This window comes from Rubrivivax sp. JA1055 (assembly GCF_020966565.1).
Taxonomy (GTDB): domain Bacteria; phylum Pseudomonadota; class Gammaproteobacteria; order Burkholderiales; family Burkholderiaceae_C; genus Rubrivivax; species Rubrivivax benzoatilyticus.
This window is the reverse complement of record NZ_JAJKFP010000001.1, coordinates 562,838-588,823: the sequence shown is the minus strand read 5'-3', so window position 1 is coordinate 588,823 and position 25,986 is coordinate 562,838. Positions and strand designations below refer to the sequence as shown.

Annotated in this window: 30 protein-coding genes; 8 read left to right on the top strand and 22 right to left on the bottom strand. The window is 71.1% G+C overall.

The window, feature by feature from the left end; all coding sequences use genetic code 11:
• From hscA to LOC65_RS02560, 5 genes are all read right to left on the bottom strand, one after another.
• Positions 1–1,799: Fe-S protein assembly chaperone HscA (hscA, locus tag LOC65_RS02580; RefSeq protein WP_230246593.1), on the bottom strand; the 1,799-nt coding region annotated here is incomplete at its 3' end.
• Between the two features lie 7 nt (positions 1,800–1,806).
• A complete protein-coding gene (locus tag LOC65_RS02575) occupies positions 1,807–2,130 on the bottom strand; it encodes an iron-sulfur cluster assembly accessory protein (protein WP_230246525.1) in 324 nt (107 codons plus the stop codon).
• Between the two features lie 2 nt (positions 2,131–2,132).
• Positions 2,133–2,540 carry an iron-sulfur cluster insertion protein ErpA gene (gene erpA, locus LOC65_RS02570; RefSeq protein WP_230246524.1) on the bottom strand — a complete coding sequence of 136 codons (408 nt, stop codon included), beginning with the start codon at positions 2,538–2,540 and terminating at the stop codon, positions 2,133–2,135.
• A 29-nt stretch (positions 2,541–2,569) separates the two neighbouring features.
• Positions 2,570–3,025, bottom strand: coding sequence for a Fe-S cluster assembly scaffold IscU (gene iscU / locus LOC65_RS02565; protein ID WP_230246523.1), 456 nt, complete (start codon positions 3,023–3,025; stop codon positions 2,570–2,572).
• 24 nt (positions 3,026–3,049) lie between these two features.
• A complete protein-coding gene (locus tag LOC65_RS02560; protein ID WP_230246522.1) occupies positions 3,050–4,267 on the bottom strand; it encodes an IscS subfamily cysteine desulfurase in 1,218 nt (405 codons plus the stop codon).
• 238 nt (positions 4,268–4,505) lie between these two features.
• On the opposite strand from LOC65_RS02560, the gene LOC65_RS02555 reads away from it, so the two are divergent.
• Positions 4,506–4,994, top strand: coding sequence for a hypothetical protein (locus LOC65_RS02555; RefSeq protein WP_230246521.1), 489 nt, complete (start codon positions 4,506–4,508; stop codon positions 4,992–4,994).
• 19 nt (positions 4,995–5,013) lie between these two features.
• Here the strand turns inward: LOC65_RS02555 and LOC65_RS02550 are convergent, their stop codons facing one another.
• The 15 genes from LOC65_RS02550 to nifH form a co-directional block, all read right to left on the bottom strand.
• Positions 5,014–5,367: a hypothetical protein gene (locus LOC65_RS02550; protein WP_009856105.1), complete on the bottom strand. Its 354-nt coding sequence runs from the start codon at positions 5,365–5,367 to the stop codon at positions 5,014–5,016.
• A gap of 13 nt (positions 5,368–5,380) precedes the next feature.
• Positions 5,381–5,809: a nitrogen fixation protein NifQ gene (locus tag LOC65_RS02545; RefSeq protein ID WP_230246520.1), complete on the bottom strand. Its 429-nt coding sequence runs from the start codon at positions 5,807–5,809 to the stop codon at positions 5,381–5,383.
• Positions 5,779–6,084 carry a ferredoxin III, nif-specific gene (gene fdxB, locus LOC65_RS02540; RefSeq protein ID WP_230246518.1) on the bottom strand — a complete coding sequence of 102 codons (306 nt, stop codon included), beginning with the start codon at positions 6,082–6,084 and terminating at the stop codon, positions 5,779–5,781. Before fdxB ends, LOC65_RS02545 begins: the two co-directional genes overlap by 31 nt.
• Before the next feature lie 11 nt (positions 6,085–6,095).
• Positions 6,096–6,296: a CCE_0567 family metalloprotein gene (locus LOC65_RS02535; RefSeq protein ID WP_230246516.1), complete on the bottom strand. Its 201-nt coding sequence runs from the start codon at positions 6,294–6,296 to the stop codon at positions 6,096–6,098.
• A 141-nt stretch (positions 6,297–6,437) separates the two neighbouring features.
• The gene (locus LOC65_RS02530; RefSeq protein ID WP_230246514.1) at positions 6,438–6,917 is read right to left on the bottom strand and encodes a NifX-associated nitrogen fixation protein; all 480 of its coding nucleotides are present in this window, start codon (positions 6,915–6,917) and stop codon (positions 6,438–6,440) included.
• Complete coding sequence (gene nifX / locus LOC65_RS02525) at positions 6,914–7,327, bottom strand: nitrogen fixation protein NifX (RefSeq protein ID WP_230246513.1); 414 nt, start codon at positions 7,325–7,327, stop codon at positions 6,914–6,916. The genes LOC65_RS02530 and nifX overlap by 4 nt, the downstream gene beginning before the upstream one ends.
• Positions 7,324–8,766: a nitrogenase iron-molybdenum cofactor biosynthesis protein NifN gene (gene nifN / locus LOC65_RS02520; protein ID WP_230246512.1), complete on the bottom strand. Its 1,443-nt coding sequence runs from the start codon at positions 8,764–8,766 to the stop codon at positions 7,324–7,326. The genes nifX and nifN overlap by 4 nt, the downstream gene beginning before the upstream one ends.
• Before the next feature lie 13 nt (positions 8,767–8,779).
• Positions 8,780–10,186: a nitrogenase iron-molybdenum cofactor biosynthesis protein NifE gene (nifE, locus tag LOC65_RS02515; protein WP_230246511.1), complete on the bottom strand. Its 1,407-nt coding sequence runs from the start codon at positions 10,184–10,186 to the stop codon at positions 8,780–8,782.
• 124 nt (positions 10,187–10,310) lie between these two features.
• Positions 10,311–13,352: a response regulator gene (locus tag LOC65_RS02510; protein ID WP_230246510.1), complete on the bottom strand. Its 3,042-nt coding sequence runs from the start codon at positions 13,350–13,352 to the stop codon at positions 10,311–10,313.
• A complete protein-coding gene (locus tag LOC65_RS02505; protein WP_230246509.1) occupies positions 13,349–14,305 on the bottom strand; it encodes a substrate-binding domain-containing protein in 957 nt (318 codons plus the stop codon). Before LOC65_RS02505 ends, LOC65_RS02510 begins: the two co-directional genes overlap by 4 nt.
• Before the next feature lie 135 nt (positions 14,306–14,440).
• The gene (locus LOC65_RS02500; RefSeq protein ID WP_230246508.1) at positions 14,441–14,923 is read right to left on the bottom strand and encodes a hypothetical protein; all 483 of its coding nucleotides are present in this window, start codon (positions 14,921–14,923) and stop codon (positions 14,441–14,443) included.
• A complete protein-coding gene (locus LOC65_RS02495) occupies positions 14,920–15,261 on the bottom strand; it encodes a hypothetical protein (protein ID WP_009857503.1) in 342 nt (113 codons plus the stop codon). The genes LOC65_RS02500 and LOC65_RS02495 overlap by 4 nt, the downstream gene beginning before the upstream one ends.
• A gap of 55 nt (positions 15,262–15,316) precedes the next feature.
• Positions 15,317–16,876 (bottom strand): nitrogenase molybdenum-iron protein subunit beta, encoded by a 1,560-nt coding sequence (gene nifK, locus LOC65_RS02490; RefSeq protein ID WP_230246506.1) that lies wholly within the window; start codon positions 16,874–16,876, stop codon positions 15,317–15,319.
• A gap of 27 nt (positions 16,877–16,903) precedes the next feature.
• Positions 16,904–18,370 carry a nitrogenase molybdenum-iron protein alpha chain gene (gene nifD / locus LOC65_RS02485; protein WP_230246504.1) on the bottom strand — a complete coding sequence of 489 codons (1,467 nt, stop codon included), beginning with the start codon at positions 18,368–18,370 and terminating at the stop codon, positions 16,904–16,906.
• A gap of 67 nt (positions 18,371–18,437) precedes the next feature.
• Positions 18,438–19,319, bottom strand: coding sequence for a nitrogenase iron protein (gene nifH, locus LOC65_RS02480; RefSeq protein ID WP_009857506.1), 882 nt, complete (start codon positions 19,317–19,319; stop codon positions 18,438–18,440).
• Between the two features lie 445 nt (positions 19,320–19,764).
• Between nifH and LOC65_RS02475 the strand changes: the two genes are divergently transcribed.
• The 7 genes from LOC65_RS02475 (at position 19,765) to LOC65_RS02445 (ending at position 24,736) form a co-directional block, all read left to right on the top strand.
• Positions 19,765–20,358, top strand: a complete 594-nt coding sequence (locus tag LOC65_RS02475) for a hypothetical protein (protein WP_009857507.1) — start codon at positions 19,765–19,767, stop codon at positions 20,356–20,358.
• Between the two features lie 11 nt (positions 20,359–20,369).
• Positions 20,370–21,200, top strand: coding sequence for an NAD(+)--dinitrogen-reductase ADP-D-ribosyltransferase (locus LOC65_RS02470; protein ID WP_009857508.1), 831 nt, complete (start codon positions 20,370–20,372; stop codon positions 21,198–21,200).
• Positions 21,193–22,131 carry an ADP-ribosyl-[dinitrogen reductase] hydrolase gene (gene draG / locus LOC65_RS02465; protein WP_230246502.1) on the top strand — a complete coding sequence of 313 codons (939 nt, stop codon included), beginning with the start codon at positions 21,193–21,195 and terminating at the stop codon, positions 22,129–22,131. Before LOC65_RS02470 ends, draG begins: the two co-directional genes overlap by 8 nt.
• Before the next feature lie 15 nt (positions 22,132–22,146).
• Complete coding sequence (locus LOC65_RS02460) at positions 22,147–22,569, top strand: ArsC/Spx/MgsR family protein (protein ID WP_230246501.1); 423 nt, start codon at positions 22,147–22,149, stop codon at positions 22,567–22,569.
• 14 nt (positions 22,570–22,583) lie between these two features.
• A complete protein-coding gene (locus tag LOC65_RS02455) occupies positions 22,584–22,820 on the top strand; it encodes a zinc ribbon domain-containing protein (protein ID WP_230246500.1) in 237 nt (78 codons plus the stop codon).
• A gap of 244 nt (positions 22,821–23,064) precedes the next feature.
• The gene (locus tag LOC65_RS02450) at positions 23,065–23,367 is read left to right on the top strand and encodes a helix-turn-helix domain-containing protein (protein ID WP_164963935.1); all 303 of its coding nucleotides are present in this window, start codon (positions 23,065–23,067) and stop codon (positions 23,365–23,367) included.
• Between the two features lie 10 nt (positions 23,368–23,377).
• Positions 23,378–24,736, top strand: coding sequence for a HipA domain-containing protein (locus LOC65_RS02445; RefSeq protein WP_230246499.1), 1,359 nt, complete (start codon positions 23,378–23,380; stop codon positions 24,734–24,736).
• Positions 24,737–24,778: 42 nt separating this feature from the next.
• On the opposite strand, the gene LOC65_RS02440 is transcribed toward LOC65_RS02445, so the two are convergent.
• On the bottom strand, positions 24,779–25,135 hold the full coding sequence (locus LOC65_RS02440; RefSeq protein ID WP_164963937.1) for a hypothetical protein: 357 nt from the start codon (positions 25,133–25,135) through the stop codon (positions 24,779–24,781).
• Positions 25,136–25,138: 3 nt separating this feature from the next.
• A complete protein-coding gene (locus LOC65_RS02435; RefSeq protein ID WP_230246498.1) occupies positions 25,139–25,978 on the bottom strand; it encodes an SIR2 family protein in 840 nt (279 codons plus the stop codon).
• Between the last annotated feature and the right edge of the window lie 8 nt (positions 25,979–25,986).

The window sequence follows — 25,986 nt, the reverse complement described above, 5'->3', positions numbered from 1 at the left end:
CCCGCACGACGCAGGCGCTCTCGCAGCGCCCGGTGGGCTTCCGGCGTCGTGCCTTCACCCTCGGCGCATTCTGCCAGCGCGTCGATGACGTCCTGCATCGCACGCAGGATCTGGAACAGCTCGGGGCTGGACAGCAGGCGCTCGCCGTCTTCGTGCAGCGCGGCCTCGGTGGCGTCGAGCAGGCGGCGGGCGTCGATCTCGGCTTCGCGCAGCGCGCGTGCCGCGGCGTCCTCGGCGGCGTGGCCCAGCGCCTGCTGCAGCATGCCGGCCACCTGCTCGGTGCCCAGGCCGTAGCTCGGCTTGACCTCGACCTGGGCGCGTGCGCCCGAGGTCTGCTCGACGGCGCTGACCGACAGCAGCCCGTCGGCGTCGATCTGGAAGGTGACGCGGATGCGTGCCGCGCCGGCCACCATTGGCGGGATGCCGCGCAGCGTGAAGCGCGCCAGCGAGCGGCACTCGCTGACCAGCTCGCGTTCGCCCTGCACGACGTGCAGCACCATCGCCGTCTGGCCGTCCTTGAAGGTCGTGAAGTCCTGGGCGCGCGCCGTCGGCACGGTGCTGTTGCGCGGGATGATCTTCTCGACCAGCCCGCCCATCGTCTCCAGGCCCAGCGACAGCGGGTTCACGTCCAGCAGCAGCAGGCCGTCTGCGCCGCGGTTGCCGGCCAGCTGGTCGGCCTGGATCGCCGCGCCCAGCGCCACCGCCTCGTCGGGGTCGATGCCGGTGTAGGGCTCGCGGCCGAACAACGTGCCGACCGCGGCGCGCACCGCCGGCATGCGCGTCGCGCCGCCGACCAGCACCACGCCGTCGACCTCGGCGGGCTTGAGCTTCGCGTCGCGCAGCGCGCGCTTGACCGGGCCCAGCGTGCGCTCGACGAGCGGCCGCGTCAGGGCCTCGAACTGCGTGCGCGTGATCGTCGCCGTCGCCGGCGTGCCGTCGGCGCGCAGGCAGTGCATGACGACGCGGTCCAGCCCGCTCAGCGTCTCCTTGGCGTGGCGCGCCGCGGCGTGCAGCCGCGCCAAGTCGGCAGGGTGCCAGCCGCCGGTCTGTTCGGCGAACCACTGCGCCAGCGCGTGGTCGAAGTCGTCGCCGCCCAGCACCGCGTCGCCGGCGGTCGCGACGACCTCGAAGACGCCGCGCGACAGTCGCAGGATGCTGACGTCGAAGGTGCCGCCGCCCAGGTCGTAGACGACGTAGACGCCTTCGCTGGCCGACTCCAGGCCGTAGGCGATGGCCGCGGCGGTGGGTTCGTTCAGCAGGCGCAGCACGTTGAGGCCGGCCAGCGCCGCGGCGTCCTTGGTCGCCTGGCGCTGGGCGTCGTCGAAATAGGCCGGCACGGTGATCACCGCGCCGACGAGCTCGCCGCCCAGCGAAGCCTCGGCGCGTTCCTTCAGCACCTGCAGCACCTCGCCGCCGACGTCGACCGGGCTCTTGACGCCGGCGCGTGTGCGCACGCCGACGGCGCTGTCGCTCAGGCGCTCCAGCGCATAAGGCAGGGTGCCGGCGGCGATGTCTTCCAGCGCGCGGCCGATCAGGCGTTTGGCCGAGGCGATCGTGTTCTGCGGGTCGGCGGCGGCGAAGGCGGTGGCGGCGGCGCCGACGCTCAGCACGCCATCCTCGCCGTAGTGCACGACCGAAGGCACGAGGCGCCGGCCGTCGGCGTCGGGCAGCACGACCGCCTGGCCGCTGCGCACCGTGGCCACCAGCGAGTTCGTCGTGCCCAGGTCGATGCCGACGGCCAGCCGGTGCTGGTGCGGCGCGGCGGCGCGGCCCGGTTCGGCGATCTGCAGCAGCGCCATGGCGTTCTCAGACCGCGAACGACTCGCCGCAGCCGCAGGTGGCGGCGGCGTTCGGGTTGTCGAACTTGAAGCCTTCGTTCAGCCCTTCGCGCACCCAGTCCAGCCGCGTGCCGTCGAGCAGCGGCAGGCTGTTGGCGGCGACGAAGAGCATCACGCCTTCGGACTCGAACGCCAGGTCCTCGGGCGCGGCGGCGTCGGCGAACTCCAGCGCGTAGGCGTAGCCCGAGCAGCCGCTGGTCTTGACGTCCAGCCGCAGGCCGACGCCGCTGCCGCGTTTGGCCAGCGCCTTGCGGATCTGGGCCGCGGCCTTGGGGGTGACGCTGATGGCCATGGTCAGACCGTGAAGGACGAACCGCAACCGCAGGTGCTGGTCGCGTTCGGGTTGCGGATGACGAAGCGCGCGCCGTCCAGGCGGTCCTCGTAGTCGATCTCGGCGCCGACGAGGTACTGCAGGCTCATCGCGTCGACGACGACGGTGATCGGCTCGCGCGCCACGCGCACGTCGTCTTCCTTGACCTCGTCGTCGAAGGCGAAGCCGTACTGGAAGCCCGAGCAGCCGCCGCCGGTGACGTAGATGCGCAGCTGCAGGCTGGGGTCGCCTTCCTCGGCCAGCAGCTCGCTGACCTTGGCGACGACGGCGTCGCTGATCTTGATCGGCTGCTCGCCTTCGGGCAGCAGCGGCGGGTCGGCGCGCGGCACGAGTTCGGACGGGGCGACGTTCCCTTGGGATTGGCAGGCCATCGTGGACTCCTGGTGGTCGGCGCGGCGCTTCAGGCCGCTTCGCTGTGCTGTTGATCGGGCGACGAGGGCGAGCAGGCGCGCTCCTCGATCAGCCCGCCCGGGCCGGCGTGGCGCTGGCGGTAGTCGGCCACCGCGGCCTTGATCGCGTCCTCGGCGAGGATGGAGCAGTGGATCTTCACCGGCGGCAGCGCCAGCTCCTCGGCGATGGCGGTGTTCTTGATCGCCAGCGCCTGCTCCAGCGTCTTGCCCTTGACCCACTCGGTGACCAGCGAGCTCGACGCGATCGCCGAGCCGCAGCCATAGGTCTTGAAGCGTGCGTCCTCGACGACGCCGGTGCTCGGGTCGACCTTGATCTGCAGCTTCATCACGTCGCCGCAGGCCGGCGCGCCGACCATGCCGGTGGCCACCGTGTCGTCGCCGGGCGCGAAGCCGCCGACGTTGCGCGGGTTCTCGTAGTGGTCGATGACCTTCTCGCTGTACGCCATGTCGGCCTCCGGGTGTGCAAGGGTTCAGTGCGCCGCCCACTGCACGGCGGCGAGGTCGACGCCGGCGCAGTGCAGGTCCCACAGCGGGCTCAGCTCGCGCAGGCGCTCGACGGTGCGGCGCGTCTGCTCGACGGCGGCGTCGATCTCGGCCTCGGTCGTGAAGCGGCCGACGGAAAAGCGGATCGAGCTGTGCGCGACCTCGTCGGACAGGCCCAGCGCGCGCAGCACGTAGCTGGGCTCCAGGCTGGCCGAGGTGCAGGCCGAGCCCGACGAGACGGCGATGCCCTTCAGGCCCATCAGCAGCGATTCGCCTTCGACGAACTGGAAGCTGACGTTGAGGTTGTGCGGCACGCGTGCGTCGAGCGAGCCGTTGACGCGGATCTCGGGGATGTCCGACAGCCCGGCCAGCAGCCGGTCGCGCAGCTTGCGGATGCGTTCGTTCTCGGCGGCCATCGACACGCGCGCCAGGCGGTAGGCCTCGCCCATGCCGACGATCTGGTGCGTGGGCAGCGTGCCCGAGCGCATGCCGCGCTCGTGGCCGCCGCCGTGCGTCTGGGCCTCGATGCGCACGCGTGGCTTGCGCCGCACGACCAGCGCACCGATGCCCTTGGGGCCGTAGGTCTTGTGCGCCGACAGGCTCATCAGGTCCACCGGCCAGGACGCGAAGTCGATCGCCACCTTGCCGGTGGCCTGGGCGGCGTCGACGTGCAGCAGCACGCCGCAGGCGCGGCAGATGCGGCCCAGCGCGACGACGTCCTGCACGACGCCGATCTCGTTGTTGACCAGCATCACCGAGGCGAGCACGGTGTCGGGCCGCAGCGCGGCCTCGAAGGCCGCCGGGTCGACGAGGCCGTCGGCGCCGACGTCGAGGTAGGTGACCTCCCAGCCGGCGCGTTCGAGTTCGCGCATCGTGTCCAGCACCGCCTTGTGCTCGGTCTTCACGGTGACGAGGTGGCGGCCACGCGAGCGGTTGAACTGCGCCGCGCCCTTGATCGCGAGGTTGTTGCTCTCGGTGGCGCCGGAGGTCCAGACGACCTCGCGCGGGTCGGCGCCGACGAGCGCGGCAACGTGTTCGCGGGCGATCTCCACCGCCTCCTCTGCCGCCCAGCCGAAAGCGTGGCTGCGCGACGCGGGGTTCCCGAACTGTTCATACAGATAGGGCAGCATCGCCTGCACGACACGCGGGTCGACCGGTGTCGTGGCCGCGTAGTCCAGGTAGATCGGCTTGGCGCTGGGATCCATCACGAGGCTCCGGCGGAAGTGGCGAGGCATCCCCATAACGCAGGGACCGTGCCAACCCGTGCCGCAGGAAAAATCTGATCTGGATCAGACACTTGCCTGGCCTCGGCCGGATCGTCGGTGGTGCCGTCGGCACGGCCGGGCCTGTCGCTTTTGTCGCCATTGCGACGCGGGCGGTCTGGCACCTGCCGTGCTTGCCCGGATGCAGGCCCGTGCCCACGGGCAGACAAGGGGAGCGCAGATGAACCTGTTCACCGGTGTCGCGTCCGACGCCTTCTTCGGCGGCCCGGTGCCGGCCGCCGTGCACGGCCTGCTGCGCCAGGCCGCGGTGGCCGGCCCCGCGCAACGGGGCGCGCTGCTGTGGACGGCGCAGGCCATCGCGCCGCAGGCCCTGGTGCTGTACTTCGCGCTGGCCAAGCACCACGCGCAGCGGCGCGAGTTCGAGCTCGCCGAACGCGCTGCGGTGCGCGGCCTGCTCGAAGCCGGCCGTGCCGCCGGGCTGGACGACGACGGCCGAGCACTCGACGGTGCGCCGGCACCCGACTTCAACGCCGACGGCCCGGCGCGTTTCTGGCTCTTCATGCACAAGGCGCTGGCCTTCATCGCCTTGCGTGCCGGCGACCTGGACACGGCGCGGGAGCGGCTGGAGCTGATCGAGCGGGTGGCCCCGCACGCGCGCCTGGGCGACGAGGTCGTCAGCGCGCTGCTGCGCGCGACGCCCGACGAGTGATCCGTCCGGCGCGCCCGCCTCAGGGCCGGTAGTCGAAGAGTTGCGGCGCCTCGCGCCGGTACAGCTTCAGCCAGCCCAGCGTCGCCGGCAGCAGCGAGCTGGCGGCGAACCAGGCGGCGTCGTCGGCGCCGGGGCCGTCGTCGATCAGCGCGCTGCCGATGACACGCCAGCCGTCGAGGTCGATCTCGGGCATCGTGCGCCGCGCCTCGGGCGGCAGCGCGTCGAGCGTGCGTGCGACGACGAGCAGCAGCCGGCGCACCTCGGCGCGTGTCAGCCGCGAATGGCGGAAGTCGGACTCGTCGATGCCGTCGACGAGGATCAGCACACCGTCCCCGGACTGCTGCACCAGGTCCAGCAGCGCGGCGGTGAACATCGTGCCGGCGTGCTCAGGCGGCCACGGCGCGGCGTGCGCCGTCCTCGGGGCCGAAACACAGCGCGTGGTCGCAGCAGACGGCGCAGCTCGGCGCCTTGCAGACGAAGAGCTGCTCGCGCTCGCACAGCTGCTTGTAGAGGAACTTCTTCCACTTCATGTCGGCGCTGTTCTTGCGCACCAGCGCCGGGAACCACCAGGTCATCAGCGCCGACAGCTCGGCGCGCGAGCCCAGCTGCAGGTCCTGCCAGAGGTGGTTGTCGCCCAGGCAGGCGACGGCCAGCGTCTCGGCGATGGCGGCCGCGGCTTCGCGCGGGCCCTCAGCGTGGTCGAGCAGCAGCGCGACGAGGTCCTCGACCTCGTCGGCACGCGCCGCGCGCCGCGCCAGCGCCTCGGGCACCGGCCGCGGCTCCATCAGGCGGCCACCGGGGCGTGCGAGTAGCACTTCTTCGGGCAGATCTTCGAGCACGCGGTGCAGCCGATGCACAGCTCGCCATGCGCGATCGTCATGACCTTCTTTTCGTACTCCTCGTCGTCGTCGCCGTCCGGGTCCAGCGAGACACGCTCGCCGTCCTCGTCGAGGCCGATCAGTTCGAGCACGCCGCGCGGGCAGACGCGGAAGCAGCGGCCGCAGCCGATGCACTTGCCTTCGTCGATCTTCTGCACGAAGGAGGGCGTCCAGGTGGCGCCCGAGGGCAGGGTGATGCTGTAGTGGGACACGGTGTTCTCCGTCAGGCGGCCTGGGCCGCGGCGAGCTGCGCGCGTGCGGCGACCAGCGCCGCATGCGCCTCGTGGGCGACCCGGGCGACCTCGGGGATGCGCTCCCAGTTCGTCGGCAGTTCCTCCGACAGGTCGTGCAGGTCCATCTTGGCCTGCGTCGCGCGGGCGTTGAGCTTCTTGATCTCGGCCTTCAGGGCTTCCAGGTCAACCATGACCCGTCCTCCTGCGCGTCTTGACGCGCTGATGTCGAAAGACCTGCGGCGTATCAAGCGGACGCCGCGGATCAGGCTTTGCCTGGCCGCTGGCGTCGCCCCCTTGAGGGGGAGCGCCGCAGGCGCTACGGGGGTGGTCAGTCATGCTCCCCAGGTGGCGACGTCGCGGTGCTGCTCGATCATCGAGACTCCTTCGGCGACCAGCTTGCTGCCGGCTTCGGCCAGCTTGGCGAGGCTCGGGTAGCCGAAGCGGTGCACGTCGCGCAGGTGGCGGTTGACGACGACCAGCCGGCCGGCGGTCAGCACCGTGCGGCCGAAACCTTCGTGGCTCATCTTCGTCATCGGGCTGACCATGATCCCGGTGGCACGTTCGATCGCCAGGCCGACGGCGTTGTGGAACAGGTCCAGCCGCCACAGCGTGTCGGGGTCGGGGTCGCCCATGATCGGCAGCGCGCGGCGCTGCTCGGCGGTGAGGATGAAGGGTTCGAGCAGCGTCGTGTCGCTCTTGCCGTCCCAGGTGCCGTGCGTGTCCTGGGCGCGGATCTGCTTGATCAGCTCGCGCACGAAGCCGTCCTGCAGCGCGGCCTCGTCGGCCGCCGGGGTCTCGACGGCGGCGCTCATCGTTTCACCTCGGCGTCGTCCTCGAAGTCGAAGGAGCGTTCCTGGCCCTTCATCAGCGCCTTGCGCAGCCACGGCGGCGGCGTGCCGCGCAGCACGTTCTGCAGCTTGTCGAGGATGTCCAGGATGGGCTCGGGCTGCGTCAGCTTGACCGGGTGGATGCGGCTGGCGACGACACGCGCCGCCGCCGAGCCGCCGATCGCGGCGACGTAGACGATGGCGCAGTCGCCGATCGCGGCCAGCTTCGGTGTCAGCTTGTCCTCGTCGCCGTCTTCGTCCAGGCCGTCGCCGAAGGCGAAGTCCTGCACGAAGGCATAACCCTCGGGGGTGACGTCGTAGACCGCCAGGTGCGGGGCCCAGCCGAAGTGCGCGTCCACGCGCTGCTGGTCCTGTGTGGCGAAGGCGACTTTCATGGTTCGCTCCGGGAAGTGACGGGATCGGTGGCCGCCGGGCGGCGGCGCGGGATGACGGCGCTGACGTGGGCGACGGCCGGCGGCACGGCCTGGGCGGCGGCCAGGCTGGCGGCCGGCAGCGGCCAGTCGTCGGGCCCGTGGTGGCCGATGCACTCGATCAGCGCGTTGCCCACGGCGTTGACGAAGTCGCGTGTGCCGCGGTAGCCGACCATTCGCACATGGGCGTTGCCGATGCGGTCGAACATCGGGATGCCCAGGCGGAACAGCGGCCGCCCCAGGCGCTCGGCGGCCTGGCGGCCGTGCGAATGCGTCATCAGCAGCTCGGCGCCGGTGGCTTCGGCCGAACGCTCGAAGTCCTCCAGGTCGCCGATCAGCACCTCGCTGGTCGGCAGGCGTTCGAGCAGCGGCGAGCGCGTCGTCGTCACGCAGGTCGCGAGTTCGGCGCCCATCTCGGCGAGAAAGCTGCCGGCGGCCCACAGCAGGTCGGGCTCGGCGGCGAGCGCGATCTTGGCGTTGCCGGTGTGGAAGTGGGCGTCGAGCATCGCGTCGACCAACTGGCTGCGCTGGCGGCGCAGCTTGGCCGGCACCTCGCGGCCCGACAGCTCGGCCAGGCGGCGCACGAAGGCGTCGCTGGCGCCCAGCCCGGTCAGGCGGTCGAACAGCGTGAACGGCACGCCGCAGCGCGCCTGCAGCGCCTCGGCGGCCGGGCGCATCTGCTCGCCGACGGCCAGCACCTCCATCACGCCGCCCAGGGCCTCGATCTCGGCGCGCGGCGTGCCGCCGATCGTCGTGCCCTGCCAGGTGTCGGGGATGTGGCCGTCGAGCGAGCCCGAGATGTCGGGCACGACGACGGCCTGCAGGCCGAAGGCCTCGATCGTCTCGCGCAGCTCCTCCAGGTCGGCCGGCGTCAGGTGGCAGCCGGGCAGCAGCGCGACGACGCCGTCGCGGCGCGGTTCATCGACGCGCGGCAGCGTCGACACCAGCGCCGTGACGGCGGCCGCCCAGCCGTCCTGGAAGGCGCCGACGTAGTCGGGTGTCGAGGCGTAGACGACCGCCGTGTCGGCCAGCTCGGGGTGCTGCTGGCGCGCGAGCCGGATCGTGCCGTCGACGTCGTCGCCCTTGGTCTCGGTGAGCCCGGTCGAGCAGATGCCGATGACCTGGGGCTTGGCTCGCTGGCGGATGTTGAGCAGCGCCTTCACGAGGTTGTCGTCGCCGCCCATGATGGTCGTCGCCTCGTTCATCGCCGTCGTCTGCAGCGGGATCGCCTCCTTGAAGTGGCGCACCAGCAGCACCAGGCCGAAGGAGGTGCAGCCCTGCGAGCCGTGCATCAGCGGCATGCAGGACTCCAGCCCCATGAAGGCGAAGCTGGCGCCCAGCGGTGCGCTCATCTTCAGCGGGTTGACGCTGCAGGACTTCTTGGATTCGGTGACGAGGGCCATCGTGCGCTCCCGTTCAGGCCGCCAGCGCCACGGCCGGGGCTTCCCAGGGCGCGGGCGCACGCACCTGCTGCCAGACCGGGTTGAAGATCGCCTTGTCGATCTCGGCGACCATGGTCACGATGCCCTCGTAGCCGGCGAAGGCGTGGTGGCGCTCCTGGTTGATGTCCATCCAGGGCATGCGCGCCTTCAGCGCGACGAACTGGCTGCGGCCGCCGGACAGCATGATGTCGGCGCGCGCCTCGCGCAGCATGCGGTACATCTCGCGCGGCGCGAGGTCCTCGATCATGTGGGCGTCGTCGCCCATGATCTCCTGGATGCGCTGCTTGTCTTCCTTGGTGCTCTTCTTGACGCTGGTGCCGACGATCTCCAGCCCGGCTTCCTGCAGCGCCGAGACCACCGACCAGCTCTTGACGCCGCCGGTGATCAGCAGCACACGCTTGCCGGCCAGGCGCTCGCGGTAGGCGCGCAGGCGCTCGTAGGCGCGCGGCTCCTCGGCGGCGATCAGGGCCTCGGCGCGGTCGACGATGTCGGCCGGCGCGCCGGTCTGCACCAGCAGCCGGGCGATGTCGCGCAGCGTCTGGCTCATGTCGGCGATGCCGTAGAACGAGCCTTCGAAGTACGGGATGCCCCAGCGCTGCTGCATGCGCGTGGCGACGTTGATCATCGACTTCGAGCAGACCATCATGTTGGCCTTGGCCCGGTGCGCCGACGCGATCTCGCGGTAGCGGCCGTCGCCGGTGATGCAGGCCAGCACGCGCACGCCCAGCGCGTCCAGCAGCGGCTTGACCTGCCAGAGCTCGCCCGACAGGTTGTACTCGCCGATGATGTTGATGTCGTAGGGCGTGCTGACGTCGGGCTCGACGGTGCCGATCACGTAGTCGAGCAACGCCTCGGCGCCGAGCTTGTTGCCCAGGTTCTTCGGGCCGGCGAAACCCGGCACGTCGACCGGCACGACCGGCAGGCCGAAACGTTCGCTGGCGCGTTTGCAGACGGCCTCGATGTCGTCGCCGATCATCGCCGGCACGCAGGTCTGGTAGACGAAGATCGCCGGCGGGCGCACGGTCTCGGCGATCTCGCGGATGGCCTTGAACAGCCGCTTCTCGCCGCCGTAGACGACGTCGAACTCGTCGATGTCGGTGGTGAAGCCGGTGCGGTAGATGTGCGGGCCGGAACTCGCGCTGTGGCGGTTGTCCCAGCTGTTGCCTTCGCAGGCGATCGGGCCGTGCACGAGGTGGGCGACGTCGGCGATCGGCTGCAGCGCGATCTTGGCGCCGTCGAAGGCGCAGCCGCCGGCGGCGGCACCGGGCGTCAGCTGCTTGGTGCAGCCCTTCTTGCGCGCCTTCTCGCCCTTGGCCTGGTTGACGTCGCAGCCGGGCTCGTCGAAGACCTGGGCGATCCTGGCGTTGAGCGATGCGGACATGCGGCGGGCTCCTGTGGGCGGCCCATGCCGTGTTGCACGATCGGTGCCAGTCGTGCGCCGCGCGTTTTCTCCTTCGCCGACAAGGACTTGGCGATCTGCGCCGGCGTTGCCGGCGTTGGCGGGATCACGACAAACGCGACGCCTGGGTTTCGGCCGCCGGCGTGCCGAAGGCCGCCGCCAGGCCGTCCAGCACCTGCCGCAGCTCGGCGTCGAAGACCGGCAGCGCGGCGTCGATCGCGGCGCGTTCGCCCGAGCGCACCGCGGCTTCCAGCGTGCGGGTGGCCTCGCGCAGCGCGGTGGCACCGATCGTCGCCGACTCCGACTTCAGCATGTGCAGCGCCGAAGCCGCGGCGGCCAGATCGCCGCCGCGACACTGTTCGCCAATCGTCGCCGGCATGCCGGCGCGCGACTGCGCGAAGAGTTCCAGCACGCGCCGGTACAGCGCCGGCTGGCCGGCGGCAAAACGCAGGCCGGTGGCCCTGTCCAGCCCCGGCAGCGTGGGCGGCAGCACGGCGTGCGCCCCTGCCGCTGCCGGCGCAGCGGCCGGCGCGACGACGGGCGCGGCGTCGATGCCGGTCCAGTGCCGCAGCCGCTCGATCAGCACGTCGGGCTCGAAGGGTTTGGCCAGGTGGTCGTTCATGCCGGCGGCCAGGCAGGCCTCGCGGTCGCTGGCCATCGCGTGCGCGGTCATCGCGATCACCGGCAGCGCCTCCAGCCCGGGCAGTCGGCGCAGCCGGCGCGTGGCCTCCAGGCCGTCGAGCACCGGCATCTGCACGTCCATCAGCACGGCGTCGAAACGTTCGCGCGCCAGCCAGGCCAGGGCCTCCAGGCCGTCGCCGGCCAGTGCCGTGCTGGCGCCGGCCTGGCGCAGCAGCTCCAGCGTCAGCTCCTGGTTCACCGGGTTGTCCTCGGCGAGCAGCACGCGCAGGCCTTCGAGGCGGCGCGGCGCCGGCGGCCGCGGCAGCGGCGCGCCGGGGGCCGGCGCATCGCGACCGAACAGCGACTCCAGCAGCGCGAGCAGCGTCGCCGTCGTCACCGGCGCGGCCAGCAGCGTGTCGACACCCGCCGGCAGCGGGCGCGCGGCGTCGTCGGCACCGTAGGGCACCAGCGCCACCAGCCGCGCGGCGGGGCCGGCCAGCGCCCGCAGCCTTGCGGGCAGGCCGGCGTCCGCCGCGATCAGCGCCGCGTCGAGCAGCACCAGGTCGACGGCGCCGGCGGCCAGGGCGGCGGCGGCTTCGTCGCCCGAGCTCGCCGCGGCTGCGCTGCAGCCGATCTCGGCCGCCCGGGCGGCCAGGATCGTGCGCGCGCGCGCACTGGCGTGGGCCGCCAGCAGGCGCAGGCCTTCACGCGGCGCCCGCCGGGCCGCGGCGGCGGGCCGGTCGCTGCGGCCGAAAACCGCGTCGAAGGCGAACTCGCTGCCGCGTCCCGGGCTGCTGCGCACCGCGATGTCCCCGCCCATCGCCTGCACCAGCTGGCGGCTGATCGCCAGGCCCAGGCCGGTGCCGCCATAGCGCCGCGTCGTCGAGGCGTCGACCTGGCTGAACGGCCGGAACAGGCGTTCCAGGTCCTGCGCCGACAGGCCGATGCCTTCGTCGTGCACGACGAAACGCAGGCGCTGCAGGTGCGGGTCGGCGGCGTCCAGCGCCTCGACGCGCACGAGCACCTCGCCGCGTTCGCTGAACTTGACCGCGTTGCCGCACAGGTTGACCAGCACCTGCGACAGCCGCAGCGCGTCGCCGACCAGCCGCCGCGGCACCTGCTCGGACACATCGAGCAGGAAGCCCAGGCCGCGGTCGTGCGCCTGCAGCGCGACGATGGCCGCGACGCCGTCGAGCACCGCGTCGAGCTCGAACTCGTCGTGCTCGAGCTCCAGCCGGCCGGCCTCGATCTTCGAGAAGTCGAGGATGACGTTGACGATGCCCAGCAGCGACTGCGCCGCGGCGCGGGTCTTCTCGAGGTAGTCGCGCTGGCGCGGGTCGAGTTCGGTGCGCAGCGCCAGCGCCGTCATGCCGAGGATCGCGTTCATCGGCGTGCGGATCTCGTGGCTCATGTTGGCCAGGAAGTCGCTCTTGGCGCGCGTCGCCGCCTCGGCGGCCTCGCGTGCGGCGACCAGCGTGCGTTCGGTCTCGCGCCGGGCGCTGACGTCGCGCAGCACCAGCTGCACGCGCACCGGCGCGCCGGCGTCGGCGCGTGCGAAGACCGCGAAGCTGGCCTCGGTGGCCAGCGTGCCGCCGTCGGCGCGGCGCAGCGACAGGTCTTCGGCGGGCAGCGTGCCCGCCTGCGCCAGCCGCGCAGCGAGCGTGTCCCACGACGGTTCGGCGAGCCAGGCCGTGGCCGGCAGCCCGAGCGCCTGCGCGGGCCCTGCGGCGCCGAGCATCGCCGCCCAGGCCGGGTTGCAGACGACGATGCGGCCATCGGCGTCGACGACGCCGGCGCCGTCGGCCATGCGGCGCAGCACTTCGTCGAACTGCCGCGTCTGCAGCGCCAGCTGGTGCTGCAGAGCGCGCTGCAGGCCGGTGATGCCGTCGGCAAGTGCGTGCAGCTCGTTGGCCGGGCCCGGCGGCCGGGGCGCCGGTTCGCCCAGCCGGCTGAGGTCCAGCGCGCGCACGTGGGCGTGCAGCCGCTCCAGCGGCCGCGAGACGCTGCGCGCGACCAGCGCGTACACCAGCGCCGCGAGCAGCAGCATCTCGACCAGCGCCGCGGCCGCGAACTGGCGCGAGGCCTGCCAGACCTGGCCGTTCAGCCAGTCTTCGTCCAGGCGCAGCTCGAGCACCGCGACCGTGCCCTGGCCGTCCGGGGCCGGCAGCGGGTGGCGCAGCGTCTCGCCGGCGTGCACCGGGTTCGCGCCGGGCTTGGCGTAGCGTTCGTCGATGCCGCGCCCGCGCACCTCGGCCGACAGCAGCGCCGGAAAGCTGCGCAGCCCCTGCAGCTGCACCTGGACCGAGGCGTCGTCGAGTTCCCAGACCGCCTTGGCGAGCGCCGGCCCGTAGGCGCCGAGCACCGCCTGCACCTGCTCGCGCTGGCGGCCGCGTTCGTCGCGATGGCTGATCCAGGCGTTGGCCAGCGTCGCCAGCAGCACCAGCACGACGCTGGCCGCGGCCACGCGCAGCAGCAGTTCACGCGACAGGCGGCGCATCGCCGGCGGCATCGCGGCGGGCCGGCTCACAGCGCGTGGCGCACCACCGCGCCGATCCGGATCGACGGCTCCACCGGGTGGCCGGTGGCCAGCCGCTTCATCGCCCGGTAGGCGTAGCGGCCCATCTGCTCGTAGTCGACCGACACGTAGCCCTGCACCAGCCCGTCGGCCAGCAGGGCCTTCTGCCCGGCCGTGAGCGCGCCGGTGGCCGCGACGACGACACGCTGCCGGTCCTGCGCGGCCAGCGGCTGCACGGCGGCGCGGTAGGCGCCCGGGTCGGCGAAGGGCCAGGCGCCGAGCGCCACGACGGCGTCGGCGTCCTCGTCGCGGAACGCGGTGGCGAGCTGGCGCAGCGCACGCCGCGCGTCGTCGCCGTTGAACCACGGGCAGCGCGCGACCTCGCGCCAGCCGCGTTCGCCCGACAGGCGGGCGCCTTCGGCGAGTTTCGGGTCCTGCGCCAGCGTGCGCCGCAGCGCCGTCACGCGGGCGGCCGTGGCGGCGTCGTGCGAGTCGCCGGCGAGCAGGCAGAGCTGGCCGCCTGCCGGGCGGCGTGCGGCGACCAGGGCCGCGAGCTGGCGGCCGATGTCGGCGTTGTCGGCGCCGATGTGCACGCGGCGCAGCGCGCGCTGCGCCGGGTCGACGTCGGTCTCGAAGGTGACGACCGGCACGCTGCGTTCGGCCGCCAGCGCGAGGGCCGACTCGCCGAGATAACGCGAGTTGGTCACCGCGACGGCCAGGCCCGAGAGCCCGCGCTGCAGGCCGGCAACGATGGCCGCGTCCTGGGCGCGTGCGCGGGCCGGGCCGCGCACGCCGAGCGCGATGCAGCGGTCGCCCCAGGTCTGGGCCTCGGCGGCACAGCCGCGCCAGGCGGCGACGTAGTTGGGGTCGTCGGTGCTCTTGCCGGCCAGCCCGTAAACCTGCCCCTGGGCCTGGGCGCCCGCGGCCCACAGCAGCCCGATCAGGAACCGCCATGGCAAACGCATGCCTTGTCTTCGCCTTCCCGGCGGGGGCCGTCGGCTGCACCCGGGCGGGTGCACCGGACCGACAGGCGTCCCGTTCGGGACGATGATGCGCGGCTCGCGGCCGGCGTCAAGCGCCGTTACCGCGTCAGGACTTTGTCACGCGTCGGCCAGCGCCTCGGTGGCGACGAGCTGTTCGCGCAGCGCGTGGCGTGCGCGCCAGCCGGCGCCTTGCCACAGCGCCAGGGTGTCGTCCTCGAACGCCAGGATCGCGCTCGTGTCGTCGGGCCAGATCACGGACGGCGAGCCGCCGGCGTCCAGCGTCGCGGCGCAGGCCTCCAGCGTGTCGACCGCCACGGCGGTCATCACGCCGCGGCCGAGCAGCGCGTCGGAACGGTGCAGCGGCGTGTCCCAGCCGTGTTCGGCGCCGAGCGCGCACAGCGCCGGCAGGCGTTGGGCGACGCCGGGGGCCTCGGGTTGCTCGCCGCACATCGCGAGCAGTTCGCGCGGGCTGCGCCGGTCCCAGACCTCCCAGGCAGCCAGACCGCGGCGGTCGGCGACGCGCTCGACCAGGTCCTCGGCGTCGTAGGCGAACCAGGCGCGTGCCGTGCCGGCGGGCGGGCACTCGAGCACGTAGATCATTCGTCGACGCCCTGGCCGACGATGCTGCGCTGCCAGACGGCCTGGCGCAGGCGCTCGCGCACCGCGGCCTCGCTGCCGTCGAAGCCGTCCCGGGCGCGGCGCAGCGCGGCCTGCGCGACCGAGGCCTCGGCCAGCGTCAGCGCCAGCCGGCCGGCCATGTGGCTGGCGTCGGGGCACAGCGCGAGCACCGCGCTGCGGTTGGGGTGTTCTGAGAGGGGCACGAGCTCGTGCGCTTCGGGGCGGCCGTCCAGGCAGACGGCGCCGGCGATGACCTCGACGCGGCGGCCGTCGCGCGTGAGGCGCACGAGCACGGGGCTGTCGCGGTCGGGGTCGGTCATCGCGGGGTCTCCTCGTGAGGGCGGCGGGCCGGGGCGAGCCGGCCCGCCGTGGCCGTCAGCGGATGATGTCGAACGAGATGTCGGTCTTGCCGGCGATGTTGGTGTTGGCGTCCAGCTTCTCGAAGTACTCGTCGAGCAGCATCGTCAGCAGCCGCATGCCGCCCTCGTAGCCCCAGGTGGGGTAACGGTGGTAGTGGTGGCGGTCGAAGATCGGGAACACCAGGCGCACCAGCGGTGTGCCGGCATCACGCTCGAGGTACTTGCCGTAGGTGTTGCCGATCAGGAAGTCCACCGGCTCGGTGAACAGCAGGCTGCGCAGGTGCCAGAGGTCGCGCTTCGGGTAGACCTTGCAGTCCTGGCCGTAGGGCGAGGCGGCGAGCACCGCACGCACCTTCTCGGCCCAGTCCTCGTTGCCGTTGGTCGACAGCACGTGGGTCGGCTCGGCGCCCAGCTCGAGCAGGAACTTGGTGTAGCCGATCAGCTGGTCGGGGTCGCCGTACAGCGCGTACTTCTTGCCGTGCAGATGGGCCTGGCTGTCGGCGATGGCGTCGACGAGCCGGCCGCGTTCGAGTTCCAACTCGGCCGGCACCGGCTTGCCGGTCAGGCGGCTGATGGCCATCAGCAGCTCGTCGGTGCCGCCCACGCCCACCGGCGCGTTCAGCACGACGACCTCGTGGCCCTTCTCGCGCAGGTACTTGGCGGTCTTCTCGCAGCTGTATTCCTGGAAGACGATGGTCGCCTTGGCGTGCAGCGCACGCTCGACCTCGGCCTTGGTCGTGCCGCCGGAGAACATGCGGAACTCGCCGTCGGTCGGGGTGTTCCAGACCTCGGACGGGTCGCAGAGGATCGTCGCCTCGACGCCGAACAGCGCGAAGATGCGCTTGATCTCCTTCATGTTGCCGACGACGAAACCGTCGAAGCCGCCGATGAAGTTGATGCTCTCGTCGGGCACGCGCTCCAGCGGCGCCGAGACGCCGGCCTTGCCTTCCCAGAAGTGCTGCAGCACGCCCAGCAGCGCGTTGTCGTAGCCGGTGACGTGGCTGCCGACGAAGGCCGGGGTGTGCGCGAACGGCACGTCGAAGTCGGCCGGGATGCTGCCCTTCTCCTTGGCCGTCTTGATGAACGCGTTCAGGTCGTCGCCGATGACTTCCGCCATGCAGGTCGTCGACACCGCGATCATGTCGGGCTTGTAGAGGTTGAAGCTGTTGGCCAGGCCGTCGACCATGTTGGTCAGGCCGCCGAAGACCGCGGCGTCCTCGGTCATCGACGAGCTGACGCAGGACGTCGGCTCCTTGAAGTGGCGGCTGAAGTGGCTGCGGTAGTAGGCGACGCAGCCCTGCGAGCCGTGCACGAACGGCAGCGTCCTGGCGAAGCCGTTGGCGACGAAGACGGCGCCCAGCGGCTGGCAGGCCTTGGCCGGGTTGACGGTCAGCGCTTCGCGGGCGAAGTTCTTCTCGCGGTATTCCGGCGTCTTGGTCCAGTTGCGGATCTCTTCGATCTTGACGTCGGCGTGCTTGTATTCGAAGTTCGCCTTCTTGTCGGCGAAGAGCTTCTGGTACTCCGGCTCGCGGAACAGCAGCTCGTGGTCGATGATCTTGTCGGCGTTTTGCGGCATGGTGTGCTCCTTGATGCGGTGGCGGGCTCAGGCCGCTTTCTTCCAGGGGGCGCCCTTGGCGAGACCCCAGACCGGCGAGCTGATCGCGATGTCCATGTCACGGGCGAAGATGGCGAAGCCGTCGTAGCCGTGGTAGGGGCCGGAGTAGTCCCAGCTGTGCATCTGCCGGAACGGCAGGCCCATCTTCTGGAAGACGTACTTCTCCTTGATGCCCGAGCCGATCAGGTCCGGCTGCACGCGCTCGACGAACTTCTCGAACTCGTAGCCCGTCACGTCGTCGTAGATCAGCGTGCCGTCCTTGATGTAGTGGGTGGTGCGCTGGTAGTCGTCGTTGTGGGCGAACTCGTAGCCGGTGCCGCAGATCTCCATGCCCAGGTCCTCGTAGGCCCCGATGACGTGGCGCGGACGCAGGCCGCCGACGTAGAGCATCACCTTCTTGCCTTCCAGGCGCGGCTTGTACTTGGCGATGACGGCGTCGACCATCGGCCGGTACTTGGCGATCACGCGCTCGGCGTTGGCCTTGATCGTGTCGTCGAAGTGGCTGGCGATCTCGCGCAGGCTCTTCTCGATCTGCGTCGGGCCGAAGAAGTTGTATTCGACCCAGGGCACGCCGTACTTCTCCTCCATGTGCCGGCTGATGTAGTTCATCGACCGGTAGCAGTGCAGGACGTTGAGCTTGGCCTTGGGCGTGTTCTCCAGCTCGGCGATCGTGCCGTCGCCGGACCACTGGGCGATGACGCGCAGGCCGATCTCCTCGAGCAGGATGCGGCTGGACCAGGCGTCGCCGCCGATGTTGTAGTCGCCGATGATCGCGACGTCGTAGGGCGTGGAGACGAACTCGGCGTACTTGCCGGGGTCGGTCTTGTCGAAGACCCAGTCGCGGATCGCGTCGTTGGCGATGTGGTGGCCCAGCGACTGGCTGACGCCGCGGAAGCCTTCGCAGCGCACCGGGATGATGGTCTTGCCGTCCATCTCCTTGCTCTTCTTCTTGCTGACGGCCTCGATGTCGTCGCCGATCAGGCCGATCGGGCACTCGCTCTGGATCGAGATGCCCTTGTTCAGCGGGAACAGCTGCTCGATCTCGTCGATGATCTTCTCGAGCTTCTTGTCGCCGCCGAAGACGATGTCCTTCTCCTGGAAGTCGGACGTGAACTGCATCGTGCCGAAGCTGTCGACCCCGGTGATGCCGACGTAGTAGTTGCGGCGCGAGGCCCAGGAGTACTGGCCGCAGCCCACCGGGCCGTGGCTGATGTGCACCATGTCCTTGATCGGGCCCCACACCACGCCCTTGGAGCCGGCGTAGGCGCAGCCGCGGATCGTCATCACGCCGGGCAGCGACTTGATGTTGGACTTCACCCCGCAGTCGGGACGGCCCTCTTCGTAGGCGTTCAGGTGCTTGGCGCGCTTCTTGGCCATCTTGTCCGGATAGGCCTTCAGCACTTCGTCGATCAAGGCCTTGTTGGCGGCCTTGCGCTCTTCAGCGGTCATGGTCATGGGTCGTTCTCCGTGGGCAGGGTGGGCGGCCCGGCACCGGGGCGTGCCCGGTGCCGCAGGGCCTGTATCAGGCCGCTGCTTGGGCCGCGGTCTTGCCGACGATGGACTCGTCTTCCTTGCTCATGATCCCGAACTCCATCAGCAGGTCTTCGAGCTCGTCCATCGTGATCGGGGTCGGGATGACGCCGTTGCCGGCGTTGGCGTGCACCTTGTTGGCCAGGGTGCGGTACTCCTGGGCCTGGGCGCAGTTCGGGTCGTACTCGACGACCGTCATGCGGCGCAGCTCGGCGTGCTGCACGACGTTGTTGCGCGGCACGAAGTGGATGAGCTTGGTGCCCAGGCGCTTGGCCAGCGCTTCGGCGAGCTCGTATTCCTTGTCGGTCTTGCGCTCGTTGCAGATCAGGCCGCCCAGGCGCACGCCGCCCGAGTTGGCGTACTTCAGGATGCCCTTGGAGATGTTGTTGGCCGCGTACATGGCCATCATCTCGCCGGACATGACGATGTAGATCTCCTGCGCCTTGTTCTCGCGGATCGGCATCGCGAAGCCGCCGCAGACCACGTCGCCCAGCACGTCGTAGCTGACGTAGTCGACGTCGTCATAGGCGCCGTTCTCCTCGAGGAAGTTGATCGAGGTGATGACGCCGCGGCCGGCGCAGCCGACGCCCGGTTCCGGGCCGCCGGATTCCACGCACTTGATGCCGCGGAAGCCGATCTTGAGGACGTCCTCGAGTTCGAGGTCCTCCACCGAGCCGGCCTCGGCGGCCAGCGACAGCACCGTGTCCTGCGCCTTGGCGTGCAGGATCAGGCGGGTCGAGTCGGCCTTGGGGTCGCAGCCGACGATGAGGATCTTCTGGCCCATCTCGGCCAGCGCCGCGAGGGTGTTCTGCGAGGTGGTGGACTTGCCGATGCCACCCTTGCCGTAGAAGGCGATCTGCCGAAGCTTGCTCATGGGTTGAACTCCGTTAGGTAGTGAGCTTTGGGGTCGAGACGAATCAACGAGTGGCTGCGAAAGCCTGTTCGCGAATTCCTTGCCGCCTTCGACTGCTGGGTTTTCTTCTAGGAGGTGCCTTCGGGCCGGCGGGCATTGAAGCGCAGCCAGCGCATCGCAACCGCCGTGCCAACCCCGTGCAAATCGCCTAAGTGCTTGTCGTGAAATGAAAAACATCTCGGTGGGCGGCTCTTCGTGGCCCCGGTGTCGAATGTCCGAAACACGACAAAGCCGGGACGCGCGTGGCATTCGTCGGGGGCGAAATGGCGTCCGCCGCGTGAGGTTCACGACGAAACCGGGCCTGCAATGGCGTGGTACGGGTGTTGCTGTCTTGTGGTCGATGTCCAGGCCGCCGTAGGCGGTGCCCACCGGTTCCCGTTCGACCTTTCCAATTGCGGAGATCCCGATGACCCTCTCGATCCAAGACACCGCTTTCGCCCGCCTCGAAGCCGAAGGCCGCCTCTTCAACAGCGTGCTGAAGGCGCCGACGCACAAGGCCGGCCGTTTCGGCTTTCGCGGTGACCTGGCGCTGAAGTTCCAGGCCAAGCTGGCCGACGAGGCGCGCCCGCCCGAGATCGCCTGCGAGCAGGTCATCGCCGCGGCCAACGCCGGCGAGACGCAGATCGGTTTCCTCTGCGGCTTCCTGCTGTCCTTCGAATACCTGAAGCTGCTGGCCGAGGTGCTGGGCGAGACGCTGTCGCCCCAGGGCAAGTACTTCCTGTTCTGCGACAACATCGACCTGTCCAAGCGCTACCAGGTCGAGTACGGCGGCGCCACCTTCTACGTGCTGCCGATCGACGAGGCCACGGTCTACAACGAGATGCTCGAGCTGCTGTACCTCGAGAAGACCGAGCTCAAGCGCCTGGACACCGCCGGCAAGACCGACGCCGTCACCGAACGTGCGCTGGCCTTCAAGGACAGCTTCCCGAAGATCAGCTACGAGGAAGGCCTGGCGCTGATGGGCCCGGTGCGCAACCCGTACGAGAACCGCCCGGTCTGAGCCTGCGTTCGGTGGCCGCCGCCGACGCCCACGACCCGCATCCGGAGCGCTGGTACACGACCAACCTGGTCGGCATCCCGGCGCCGGTGCTGGCCAGCCTCGCCTTCAACGCGCACCCGCAGCCGTTGCGCATCGCGGGTGCGCGCGAGACGCAGCCGGGGCTGTTCGCGCTGCTCGGCCGCTGCCCCGACGCCGAGCAGGCGCGCGAGGTCTTCCAGCACTACATGAGCCTGGGCTTCGGCCTCGGCACGCCGGCGGCCGACGCCGGCGAGGCCGAGCGCCGCCGCTGGCGCACCAGCTACCTGAAGCTGATGCAGGGCTGGGTGCTGGACAGCAACAGTCCGGCCGGCGCGGTGCTGAAGGGCTGGGTCGAGAGCCGCTTCGGGCTGGCGCCCACCTACCACCGCGAGGCGCTGGCGCGCTACCCGTCGCCGGCCTGGATGCGCTACCTCGAGGAGAAGGCCGGCAGCCGCTTCCACAACAACTGCATCTGGCAGCAGCTGGACCTGGTGTTCGAGTACTGCCAGTGGATGCTGGCGCGCTTCGAGCTGATGGGCGCCGGCCCGCACGTCACGCTGTGGCGCGGCAGCTCCAACGTCGAGGAGCAGATCGTCGCCGGCTCGCTGCGCGAGCGCCGCTGCACGGTGCGGCTGAACAACATCGTGTCGTTCACACGTTCGCGCGAGCAGGCCGGCTGCTTCGGCGACTGGGTGTTCGAGGCGCGGGTGCCCTTGTGCAAGCTGCTGCTGGCACCCGGCGTGCTGAGCACACGCTCGCTGCAGGCCGAAGGCGAGGTGCTGGCCATCGGCGGTCTCTACGAGCTGAAGGTGAGTTATGAGTGAGGACCTGGCCGGGCGCATCGCCGCGGCCGGCGGCCTTGCCGCGGTGGCCGACCGTGCGCTCGGTGCGTACCTCGGGCTGGCGCTGGGCGACGCGCTGGGCGCGACGGTCGAGTTCATGACACCGCGCGAGATCGTGCACCGCTGGGGCGTGCACCGGCGCATCGTCGGCGGCGGCTGGCTCAAGCTGAAACCCGGCGACGTCACCGACGACACGACGATGAGCCTGGCGCTGGGCGCGGCGCTGCTGCGCGGTGCCGCCGAAGGCCGGCCCTGGGACACGCGGCTGGTCGCCGAGGCCTTCGTCGGCTGGCTGCGCTCCAAGCCGGTGGACTGCGGCAACACCTGCCGCCGCGGCATCCAGCGTTATCTGGCCGACGGTTCGCTGGCAGGCCCGTACAACGAAGGCGACGGCGGCAACGGCGCGGCGATGCGCAACCTGCCGGTGGCGCTGGCGACGCTGGGCGACGAGGCCTTGTTCGAGCGTGTCTCGCTGGCCCAGGCGCGGGTCACCCACCACCACGCGCTGTCCGACGCCGCGACGCTGGCGCTCGGCCGGCTGCTGCAGGGCCTGCTGCTCGGCGACGGCCCGGCGCAGAGCGCCGAACGCATCGCCGCGATCGTCGATGCGCACCCCAAGTTCCGCTTCACGCCCTACCGCGGCCGTGCCAGCGCCTACGTCGTCGACACGATGCAGACCGTGCTGCACTACTTCAGCACGCGCGAAGGCTTCGAGGACGCGCTGGTCGACTGCGTCAACCAGGGCGAGGACGCCGACACCAACGGCGCGCTGGTCGGCATGCTGGCCGGCGCACGCTGCGGCGCCAGCCGCTTGCCACGCGAGTGGCTGACACGTCTGAAACCCGACATCCGCCACGCGGTCGTCGAACAGGCCAGCGCGCTCGTGGCATTGGCGCTGGACCCGCCGCGCTGACACGAGGACCGAACGATGGCCCACATCACCTTCTTCGAGAAACCCGGCTGCGGCGGCAATGCGCGCCAGCGCGCCGCGCTGGAAGCCGCCGGCCACACGCTGGAGCGGCGCAACCTGCTGGCCGAGCCCTGGACACGCGAGACGCTGCTCGCCTTCCTGGCGCCGCTGCCGCCGGCGGCGTGGTTCAACCGCTCGGCGCCGCGCATCAAGAGCGGCGAACTCGACCCCGACACGCTGGGCGCCGAGGCCGCGCTGGCGCTGCTGCTGGCCGAGCCGCTGCTGATCCGCCGCCCGCTGCTGCGCCGCGAAGACGGCGCGACGCTGGTCGGCTTCGACACCGCCGAAGTTCACGCCTTCGTCGGCCTGCCCGACGCGCCGCCCGGCCGGCTGGACGTCTGCGTCTCGCCCAGCGGCCATTGCGCCAGCCCCGAATCCTGATCCTGGAGACCGCGATGCCGATCTACGAATACCGCTGCCCCGCTTGCAGCCACGAGTTCGAACTGCTGGTGCGCAGCAGCACCGTGCCCCTGTGCCCGCAATGCGGCGCCGGCGAACCCGAACGCCTGGTGTCGCGCATCGCGCCGCACGGCCAGACCGCCGGCAAGCTGGCGCTGGCGCGCCGGGCGGCGGCGAAGGAGGGGCACTTCAGCCACTACAGCGCGGGGGAGAGGGCGAAGGTGTTGAAGTGAAGAGGCGGTGGACGCGGGACCGCTGTGTTCGCGGACAGTGAGAAGACAGGCGGGAGGGCTGTCTCCCGATGGGAACGTGCTTCGGAATAACAGAAACATGTCACCTGGTGCGCCATCCGGACCAACGGTTTCTGATTTGCCGAAACTGTGGTGGATGAGCGGCCGCAGGACCGCTAAGATTTCGGAGTAGCAGAAATTCCGTCACGGAGGCCCGCTCGCCGGGGCTCCCCACTGGAACTCCGAAATGACCGACACCTCCAGCCGCAGCCCAGTCCTCCTGAACTCCGCTCCCGAGCTGGGCCCGGTCGTGCGTGAGCGCCGCAAGTCGCAGTCGCTGCGCATCGACGATGCCGCCGGTCTGCTGGGCGTCTCGGTGGACCTGATGTCCCGGCTCGAGAACGGCCAAGGCTCGGTGCGCCTGGACAAGGCGCTGGCCGTGCTCGACGGTCTGGGCCTGGCGCTGATGGTGCTGCCCAAGGAGCACCCCTGGGCCCGGGAGGCGGCCAGCCACAGCCCGTCCGCGCCCGCCCGCGACAGCAAGCCGTGAGGCCGTCAGCATGACCCACGCACTGCACGTCTGGGCGGACGAGACCCGGGTGGCCACCGTCGAACACGAGGGACGCGACGACCGCTGGCGCCTGAGTTATGCCGAGCCTTGGGTCGCCGACGCCCAGTCCTACCCGCTGTCTCCGGCACTGCCGTTGACGCGTCCACCGGCCGACTACCCGTCGGCGTCCATCAAACGTTTCATCGAGCACCTGCTGCCCGAAGGCCGGGCGCTGGACGTGGCGGTCGCCTACAACGGCCTGGCCAGGACCAACGTCTTCGGTCTCATCTGGGCCCTGGGCGCCGAGACGGCGGGCGCGCTGCGCTTCACGGGTGACGCTGCGGCGGCGCAGCCGGCGGGCGATGCCGTGCTGCGAGAAGTCTCCCGCCAGGAACTCGACCGGCGCATCGCCGAACGCGAGCACGTGCCGCTGACGGTGTGGGACGGCAAGGTCCGCATGTCGGTGGCCGGCCTGCAGGACAAGCTGCTGGTCTATCTCGACCGGCCGCTCGGCGACGGCGGGCGGATCTTCCTGGTGGACGGGCCGCGCCTGGCTTCGACGCACATCCTCAAGCCCGACACCGGCAACCCGAAGACGCCGCACCTGGCGGCCAATGAACACTTCTGCCTGTCGCTGGCCCGCCGCATGGGCCTGCCGGCGGCCGAGGCCGGGCTGCTGCGCACGCCCCGGCCGGTGCTGGTGGTGCGGCGCTTCGACCGCGAGCTCGACAACGCCGGCGGCCAACCCCGGGTTCGCCGCCGGCACATCATCGACGCCTGCCAGGCCTGCGACCTGCCGGTCGCCTACAAGTACGAGCGCAACCTCGGCAGCGCCGAGGCGGTGCGCCACATCCGCGACGGCGTGAGCTTCGAGCGCCTGTTCGGCTGCGCCGAGCTCACGGCCAACAAGGCGGCCGCCCGGCTGGCCATGCTGCGTTGGGCGCTGTTCCAGTTCCTGATCGGCAACAGCGACGCCCACGGCAAGAACTTCTCGTTCTTCGTGCGCCCGGGCGGCCTGCTGGAACCGACGCCCTGGTACGACCTGGTGAGCGTGCTGCAGTACGACGGGCTCGATACCGAGCTGGCCATGGCCTACGGCGATGTCTTCAGTCACGCCGAGCTGTCGCCCTTCGCGTTGGCGGACTTCGCCGCCCGCTGCGGCATCGACCGCAAGCTGATGCGGCGGGAAGGCCAGCGGCTGGCAAAGCTGGCCGAAGCCGCGGCGGCGGCCCAGGCGCAAGACCTCGCCTACGAAGGCGCGGCCGAGCGTGCCTTCGTCCAGCGCATCGCCCGCTTCGTGGCGGAACAGGCCCGGCGGCTCAAGTTGTTGGTGGCGGACGCCGCGGGCCTGAAGGACGAGTACCTCTGAGAGCCGCGAGAAGCGGCCCCGCCGCTGACGAAGCGCCCCGCCTCAATACCCGTTCTCGAACCACACCGGCTCCCGCCGCCGCAGTTCCGCCAGCAGCCCCATCGTCTGCGGCACCAGCGCGCTGACGGCGTACCAGACGGCTTCGCGGCGCGGCTCGTGGCCTTCGCGCAGCGCCGCGTGCAGCGCCTGCCAGCCGGCCCAGTCGGCCAGCGCCAGCTTGTCGCGCAGCACCGGCGTCAGGTTGCCCAGCGTGTGGGCCATCGTCAGCAACTGGGCCTCGACGGCGGCCAGCGTGCGCGGGCTGGCGAAGAGTTCGTCTTCGCCCTGCATCGCGCGCGTCAGGTCGCCGACGGCGGCGCCGGCGTCCATCACGATGGCGTACAGCGCCTGGTGGTACACGGCTCAGGCCGGCTGCGGTACGCCGGTCAGCGCCTCGGCCACCTCGGCCAGCGGCAGCGCGATGCGCACGATGCCCTGCTCGTCCAGGAAACGCTGCTCCATGCGGGTCGGCGGCTCGGGCAGCACGGCGTAGTGCGGCCCGGCGCTGCGCTTCATCACCTGGCGCGCAAAGGCACGCGGCAGCTGGTCATCGAAGCGGCAGCCGAGGAAGACGAAACCCAGCGCCGCGCGGCGCTGCTGCACGACGGCCGGGATCGGTGTCTGGATGTCGATCTCGGTCAGCACCTCGACGAAGTCGGAGTCCGAGATCAGGTAGTTGGACGCCGGCGAGCGGCCGCCCCAGGGTTTGTAGAACACGGTGCGCGCTTCCTGCGGCGCGTCGGCGGCGCTGCCGTCGGCGCCGTACCAGCCGGTCCAGGTGCCGAAGTGTTCGCTCTGCGACAGGCCCTGCACCTCGGCCCAGTCTTCGCGAGCGGCGAGCGCGCGGCGCAGCGTGTCGTCGTACCAGCAGTCGACGATCAGCGGCGCCGGCAGCGCCGCCAGCCAGCGGTGCAGCGCCGACGGCGCGGCCGGCGCGGCGAAGGCCTGGTCCATCGTGTTGACCAGGGTCTTGCGGTGCTTGAAGTTCTCGATGAACTGCGCTGCGGCGGTGAGCCGGTTGCGGATCTTGGCTGGCACCGAGACGCGCGCCGTCAGCACCGCCGCCAGCGCCAGCGCGTCGGCCGGCGGCCGCGGGCCGTCGCACAGCGCCAGCAGCCCGGGGCCGAGATAGGGGCACAGCGTGCCGGCGGCCAGGCCGGCGGCGACGGCCTCGGGCAGCGTGTCGATCGTCGTGTGACTCATCGCGGTTC

Coding starts and splice junctions, on each gene's coding strand:
- nifN (WP_230246512.1), bottom strand. CDS start 8,766: ATGGCCCTCGTCACCGAATCCAAGAAGTCCTGCAGCGTCAACCCGCTG.
- LOC65_RS02435 (WP_230246498.1), bottom strand. CDS start 25,978: ATGAGTCACACGACGATCGACACGCTGCCCGAGGCCGTCGCCGCCGGC.
- LOC65_RS02445 (WP_230246499.1), top strand. CDS start 23,378: ATGACCCACGCACTGCACGTCTGGGCGGACGAGACCCGGGTGGCCACC.
- nifE (WP_230246511.1), bottom strand. CDS start 10,186: ATGTCCGCATCGCTCAACGCCAGGATCGCCCAGGTCTTCGACGAGCCC.
- nifK (WP_230246506.1), bottom strand. CDS start 16,876: ATGCCGCAAAACGCCGACAAGATCATCGACCACGAGCTGCTGTTCCGC.
- nifD (WP_230246504.1), bottom strand. CDS start 18,370: ATGACCATGACCGCTGAAGAGCGCAAGGCCGCCAACAAGGCCTTGATC.
- LOC65_RS02460 (WP_230246501.1), top strand. CDS start 22,147: ATGGCCCACATCACCTTCTTCGAGAAACCCGGCTGCGGCGGCAATGCG.
- nifH (WP_009857506.1), bottom strand. CDS start 19,319: ATGAGCAAGCTTCGGCAGATCGCCTTCTACGGCAAGGGTGGCATCGGC.
- LOC65_RS02450 (WP_164963935.1), top strand. CDS start 23,065: ATGACCGACACCTCCAGCCGCAGCCCAGTCCTCCTGAACTCCGCTCCC.
- LOC65_RS02555 (WP_230246521.1), top strand. CDS start 4,506: ATGAACCTGTTCACCGGTGTCGCGTCCGACGCCTTCTTCGGCGGCCCG.
- iscU (WP_230246523.1), bottom strand. CDS start 3,025: ATGGCGTACAGCGAGAAGGTCATCGACCACTACGAGAACCCGCGCAAC.
- LOC65_RS02530 (WP_230246514.1), bottom strand. CDS start 6,917: ATGAGCGCCGCCGTCGAGACCCCGGCGGCCGACGAGGCCGCGCTGCAG.
- LOC65_RS02475 (WP_009857507.1), top strand. CDS start 19,765: ATGACCCTCTCGATCCAAGACACCGCTTTCGCCCGCCTCGAAGCCGAA.
- LOC65_RS02455 (WP_230246500.1), top strand. CDS start 22,584: ATGCCGATCTACGAATACCGCTGCCCCGCTTGCAGCCACGAGTTCGAA.
- nifX (WP_230246513.1), bottom strand. CDS start 7,327: ATGAAAGTCGCCTTCGCCACACAGGACCAGCAGCGCGTGGACGCGCAC.
- LOC65_RS02575 (WP_230246525.1), bottom strand. CDS start 2,130: ATGGCCATCAGCGTCACCCCCAAGGCCGCGGCCCAGATCCGCAAGGCG.
- LOC65_RS02550 (WP_009856105.1), bottom strand. CDS start 5,367: ATGTTCACCGCCGCGCTGCTGGACCTGGTGCAGCAGTCCGGGGACGGT.
- draG (WP_230246502.1), top strand. CDS start 21,193: ATGAGTGAGGACCTGGCCGGGCGCATCGCCGCGGCCGGCGGCCTTGCC.
- LOC65_RS02560 (WP_230246522.1), bottom strand. CDS start 4,267: ATGGATCCCAGCGCCAAGCCGATCTACCTGGACTACGCGGCCACGACA.
- LOC65_RS02535 (WP_230246516.1), bottom strand. CDS start 6,296: ATGGTTGACCTGGAAGCCCTGAAGGCCGAGATCAAGAAGCTCAACGCC.
- LOC65_RS02500 (WP_230246508.1), bottom strand. CDS start 14,923: ATGATCTACGTGCTCGAGTGCCCGCCCGCCGGCACGGCACGCGCCTGG.
- erpA (WP_230246524.1), bottom strand. CDS start 2,540: ATGGCCTGCCAATCCCAAGGGAACGTCGCCCCGTCCGAACTCGTGCCG.
- LOC65_RS02505 (WP_230246509.1), bottom strand. CDS start 14,305: ATGCGTTTGCCATGGCGGTTCCTGATCGGGCTGCTGTGGGCCGCGGGC.
- LOC65_RS02495 (WP_009857503.1), bottom strand. CDS start 15,261: ATGACCGACCCCGACCGCGACAGCCCCGTGCTCGTGCGCCTCACGCGC.